The 720-nt window shown below is 74.0% G+C and carries 1 protein-coding gene; it reads right to left on the reverse strand.

Translation table 11 applies throughout. The features are described from left to right. Positions 1–707: DNA glycosylase AlkZ-like family protein (locus tag G5C51_RS42315; protein ID WP_420824922.1), on the reverse strand; the 707-nt coding region annotated here is incomplete at its 3' end. Positions 708–720: the final 13 nt, after the last annotated feature.

Genomic DNA, 720 nt, shown 5'->3' on the forward strand with positions numbered 1-720 from the left:
GCCAACCGCTCGAACAGCCCACTCGCCCAACCCACCGGCGCCGCCATCCACTTCGCGAAGTGCTGCGGCGTCGCAGGTCCGTAAGCATGCAGATACCGCCGAACCACCCCCGCCAACGCCACCTCCCCCGCCTGCGGCTCGAAGCCCGGCAGCCAACGGTGCGGGTTCGTGTACGTGACCTTCCGCCCCCGGTTCGCGCCGAAGCACAGCGCCCCCCGATGCGCGGCCAGCGCCGTCGCGGCGCGCCAGCGTGGCCACTTGGTCTGGAAGGCGTCCATCACCGGGTCCGCCGCCCACGCCCCGGCCCGCTCGGCGACCGCCTCGGTCAGTTCGTCGACGGTCAGCTCCGCGTCCGCCAGCGCGTCCCCGATCGCCGCCACCACCGTCTCCGCCTGGTCGGCGGTGAGCAGCGCGCCCACCGCACCACCACCATTGCCGGACCCGACAGGCAGCGCCGACAGAGCCCCGGTCCACAGCGGCAGGTCCGCCGTCGGCAGCAGATGCACGGTCCCGCGCGGCCCATACGTCTTGACCAGAGTGCGATCCCGCCACAGCGCGTCCCGCACATCCACCCGCGTCGCGCCCTCGACCCGCATCGCCACCGACAGCTCGGCCGCCGACAGCACCTGCGCATGCGCCCCGCACATCGCCGCGACCACCTCAGCCGCCACCTCAGCCTCCGGCCCCACAGACCCAGCCGCCCCCACAACCCCCGAAGCC

The sequence above is a fragment of the Streptomyces coryli genome (genome assembly GCF_011044975.1).
GTDB lineage: Bacteria > Actinomycetota > Actinomycetes > Streptomycetales > Streptomycetaceae > Streptomyces > Streptomyces coryli.